Source organism: Novosphingobium sp. B-7, from assembly GCF_000410615.1.
GTDB lineage: Bacteria > Pseudomonadota > Alphaproteobacteria > Sphingomonadales > Sphingomonadaceae > Novosphingobium > Novosphingobium capsulatum.
Map to the genome: position 1 here is coordinate 1 of NZ_APCQ01000152.1, position 4,590 is coordinate 4,590.

General features: G+C 68.5%; 4 protein-coding genes and 1 pseudogene. All 5 read right to left on the reverse strand.

What is annotated here, in order from left to right; genetic code table 11:
* Positions 1-298: pseudogene (locus H926_RS25120) on the reverse strand (MFS transporter); the annotation flags it as partial.
* Complete coding sequence (locus H926_RS0101775) at positions 291-1,346, reverse strand: LacI family DNA-binding transcriptional regulator (protein WP_022674768.1); 1,056 nt, start codon at positions 1,344-1,346, stop codon at positions 291-293. The pseudogene H926_RS25120 and the gene H926_RS0101775, both read right to left, overlap by 8 nt.
* A 14-nt stretch (positions 1,347-1,360) precedes the next feature.
* Positions 1,361-2,296: a family 16 glycosylhydrolase gene (locus H926_RS0101780; protein ID WP_022674769.1), complete on the reverse strand. Its 936-nt coding sequence runs from the start codon at positions 2,294-2,296 to the stop codon at positions 1,361-1,363.
* Positions 2,293-3,792, reverse strand: a complete 1,500-nt coding sequence (locus H926_RS0101785) for a tryptophan halogenase family protein (RefSeq protein ID WP_022674770.1) — start codon at positions 3,790-3,792, stop codon at positions 2,293-2,295. Before H926_RS0101785 ends, H926_RS0101780 begins: the two co-directional genes overlap by 4 nt.
* A partial coding sequence (locus tag H926_RS0101790) for a cupin-like domain-containing protein (protein WP_022674771.1) occupies positions 3,789-4,590 on the reverse strand: 802 nt, incomplete at its 5' end. The genes H926_RS0101785 and H926_RS0101790, both read right to left, overlap by 4 nt.

A 4,590-nucleotide genomic window follows, 5' to 3' on the forward strand; every position in this document is an offset into this window, starting at 1 on the left:
ACAGCACCAACCCGGCCGCCACCCAGCCCCGGCGATTGGCGGTGCGATCGCTGGCCCAGCCCCAGGCGATATTGGTGAGGCTGGCCGAGACCGCGCCGATGAACGTCAGCGTGGCGAGCCACGGCACGGCCGCTGGCCCGGCCAGCTCTGCCACGCGCAGCGGCAGCAGCAGCGTGAGCAGCGGACCATAGCCGGCCACCGCCCCGGCCCAGGCCAGGGCATAACACAGCAGGAACGGCCAATCGCCGTGGCCCGGGCCGGGGTGTTGGCCGGCCACCGGGATGGCCGCCTCAGCCACGCGGCGCCACCGCCACGGATTCGCGCATCACCAGGCCTGCGGGCACGACCACCGGGCCATCGGGCACCGTGCCATCGCGCTGCGCGGCAATGATCAGATCGACCGCGCGCGCCACGGTCTCCGCCACCGGTTGATCCACCGCGCTCAATGCCGGGCGGGCAAAGCGCACCACCGGGGTATTGTCGAAGCTGATCAGCGAGAGGTCATCGGGTACGGCCAGGCCCAGGGCATGGGCGACATCGAGGCTGGCCAGCGCGGTCTGATCGTTGCTGGCAATGATCGCGGTGGGCGCCTGCGCCTGGCCCAGCAGGTCGCGCGCTGCCTGTGCGCCCATGGCAAAGCTGAAATCGCTTTGCGCCAAAAGGCCCTGCGTGGGCAGGCCGGCCTCGGCCATCGCCACACGCCAGCCTTCCACGCGCCACTGGCTGAGACTGTATTCCGCGTCGCCAGCGATGAAGCCGATACGGCGGTGGCCCAGATCGATCAGCGCCTGCGTGGCCTTTCGTGCCGAGCCTTCGTCATCCATGATCAACGGGATGCCCCCGCCCTGCCCCAGCGAACCGATGCGGGCAAACGGGATGCCCTGGCGCGTCAGCACGCCCACGATCAGCGGATTGTCGGAATGGGGCGGGGTCAGGACCACGCCATCGGGCTGCAACGCGGCGATCGCGGCCAGCAGTTCGCGCTCGACATGGTCGTTGTGGGTATCGACCAGTTCGAAGATCATGCGATAGCCGTGTTCGGCACACTTGAGCATGCCGCCCAGAAGCATCTGGTCCACCCAGTCGCTGCCCTGGCGTGCGCGCCAATCGGCGATGGTGCGCGTGCGATCGTTGAGCGCCAGGATCAGGTACGAGCGCGAGCCGCTCATCCGCTGGGCCGCGATCGAGGGGACATAGCCCAGGCGGGCAATCGCCTCGCGCACGCGCTCCTGCATTTCGGGGCGCACGTTGGGCTCGTTGTTGATCACCCGGCTGACGGTCTGCAGCGAGACCCCGGCATCGGCGGCGACATGCTTGATCGTCACGGTCTGACGGCGGCGCGCCATCCTGCTGCTATCCTTTACTGCGCGGCGGCGGGGGCAGCCGCAGCGGCATCGCTTTGCCAGACATGAACCCAATCCACCATCATCGTGCGCGGAAAGCCGCTGCTGTCCACCCCGCCGCCGTTGCGGCTTTCGGGCAGGCCGCCGCCGATGGCAAGGTTGAGCACGAGGTAGAACGGCTGATCGAACGGCGCCAGGGGATCGGCGCTGCCGGTGGTGGACCATTCGCCGGCATGGCGGGTTTCATAGGGCACGCCATCGATGCTCCAGGTGATGGCGCCGGGCGCCCAATCCACGGCATAGACATGATAGCCATCGACCGGGGCGGGAATCGGGGTTTCCGATCCGACATGGCGGTTGGCCGGGGGCACGCCGCCGAAATGGATCGTGCCCAGGGCATGGTCTTCGCGCCCCGCGGTGCAACCCGCGCAGGGCACGCCAAGGTTGACGGTTTCCAGAATGTCGATCTCGCCCGAGGCGGCCCAATGGCCATAGCGATCGTGGGCCGGCAGCATCCAGATTGCCGGCCAACTGCCCTGCCCGCCAGGCAGCTTGGCGCGGACCTCCATACGGCCATAGCGCCATGCCGCCTTGCCCTTGGTGCTGAGCCGGGCCGAGGTGAACGGCTTTTCAGCCCGCGCCGCCGCCTTTTCCGCGCTGTCGCGCAAGTCTTGCGGATAGGTGGGGCCGCGCCAGGCCTGCTTGCGCGCGGTAATCACCAGCTGGCCGTGGGAAACACGGACATTGGTGGCGCGCGGCGTGTAGCACTGCCGTTCCTGGTTCCCGCCGCCCCAGCAATCATCGGCCAGCGTCCAGCGCGTGGGATCGATGCCGGTGCCGTTAAACTCGTCAGCCCAGACCAGGTGCCAGCCGGGCCCCGGTGGCGATGGTGCGGCGTGTGCCGGCGTGGCGGCGGCAGCACCGGCGGCCAGCAGAACAAGCGCCAGGCTCATGCCGCAGCCCCGGTGCGCGCGCCGCAATAGTGATCGACATAGGCCGCGTGCCCGGGCAGGCCCTGTACGGTATCGGCCACTTCGCGGCGGAGGCCGGCGAGCAGCCGTTCCAGTTCATCATCGCGCAGCTTGGCCGCGACGGGATGATAGGCGGCCGGCGTGATGCCCTGCCCCATCATCACCTGCACCCAGCTGTTTTCGGCGAACAGTTCCTCATTCTTGCGGAACACGCGGCCGGTGCGGGCGAACAGGTCCATCCGGTGCGACAGGCTTTCGGGCACCTCCATCCCCGCGCAGTGGCGCCAGAACGGGCTGTCGCGCCGCTCGGTGGCCTTGTAGTGCAGGATCAGGAAATCGCGGATCTGGACCATGTCGGCCCACTGCTGTTCGTTGAATTCGGCGATATCGGCGGGATCGGGCCGCGCGCCCACCGGCAGCAGCCGCAACAGGCGCAGCACGGCGCGCTGGATCAGGTGGATCGAGGTGGATTCGAGCGGCTCCATGAACCCGCCCGACAGGCCCACCGCCACGCAGTTCTTCACCCACTGCCGGCGCCGTGCCCCGGTGGTGAAGCGGATGCGGTTGGGCTCGGTCAGGACCTGCCCTTCCACGCTCGACAGCAGGCGGTCGAGCGCCTGGTCTTCATCGAGATAGCGGCTGCACCAGACGATGCCGTTGCCCTGGCGATGCTGCAACGGGATGCGCCATTGCCAGCCGGCATCGTGGGCAATCGCGCGGGTATAGGGCACGGGCGGGCGCACACTGGCGGTTTGCACGGCGATGGCGCGATCGCATGGCAGCCAATGCGTCCAATCGTCAAAGCCGGCGTGCAGCGCGCCTTCGATCAGCAGCGCGCGGAAACCGGTGCAATCGACAAAGAGATCGCCTTCCACGCGGCGATCACCGTCCAGGTGCAGCGCAGCGATTTCCCCGCGGTCGCCGTCCAGTTCGACGCGGGCGATGCGTCCCTCGATCCGGGTGGCGCCGTCGCCCTCGGCCAGGCGGCGCAGGAACGCGGCATAGCGCCCGGAATCGAGCTGATAGGCATAGTTCATCCGCCCATCGGGCAGATGGGCAAAGCGCCCGGCCTGGGCCGCCATCAGTTCCAGGCAATAGTCGCCATAGGGGGCGGCATGCCCGCGCGAGAGCCCGTGCAGCCAGAAATGCTGGAACCCGGCGCTCCAGTGATCGCGCCCGGTGCCGCCAAACGAATGGAAATAGCTTTCGCCCGGCGCCTTCCAGTTTTCGAACGCGATGCCCAGCTTGAACGTGGCTGAGGTGGCACGCATGAAATCGGCCTCGGCAATGCCCAGCAGGCGGTTGTAGGCCACCAGCGGCGGAATGGTGCTTTCGCCCACGCCCACCGTGCCAATTGCCTCGCTTTCCACCAGTGTGACCGTTGCGACCGGGCCCAGCGTGCGCGCCAGCGCGGCGGCGGTCATCCATCCGGCGGTGCCGCCCCCGGCCACGACGATACGCAAGGGTCTATCGGTCATCGGCTGAGACTCCTGAGCAGGAAGGCACGGATGCGCCCGGCGGCAGCGGCATCGAGCGGGGCGAGAATGCCCTGCCCGGCGGGCGACAGATGGGCCCGCGCGGCCTCTCCACCAGAAAAGGCATAGTGATCGAACAGGGCGTGCCACTGCGCGCGCTCTGCCGCCGGCAGATCGCGGATGGCCAGGATCGCATGGATCAGCGCATCCTGCGGCTGGCCCAGCCAGCGCGGCGTGTCGCGCCACCAATAGTTGACCAGCACGTTGAACGGCGCCAGCGCATCGACCGCATGATACCAGCCGCTGGGAATGAACAGCGCGTCGCCCGGCGCCAGATCGGCTACCTGGGCATGGGCCAGCGCGGTGGCATAGCCGGGATGGCGCAGCAGATCGGGCGCATCGGGATCGACCATGCTGACGGCGCGGCCGGCCGGGGTGTTGTCCAACGGGCCGAGATAGAGATTCGCGAACTGGTCGGGCGGAAACAGCGTGAAGCGCCGCTGCCCCACGGCGCAGACCGCCAGGTTGTGGGGAAAATCGTTGTGCGCGGCAACGCGGCTGGCGGTGCCGATCCACACGCTGGCCAGCGCATCCTGCGCCGCCGGCAGCCCTGCCCCCAGCGGCATCGGATTGGCCTCGTCCAATCCTTCGAACCAGCCGGGAATATCGATCGATCCCATGTAGATCGCGCGCCCGTCTGCCGCCTGCTCGGCCGCGGCAAAGCGCGCCCAGATGGCATCGAGCGGTTCCTGCACGGTCTGGAAATTGACCTGCATCGCCTGGTCATAGAACAGGCGCCCG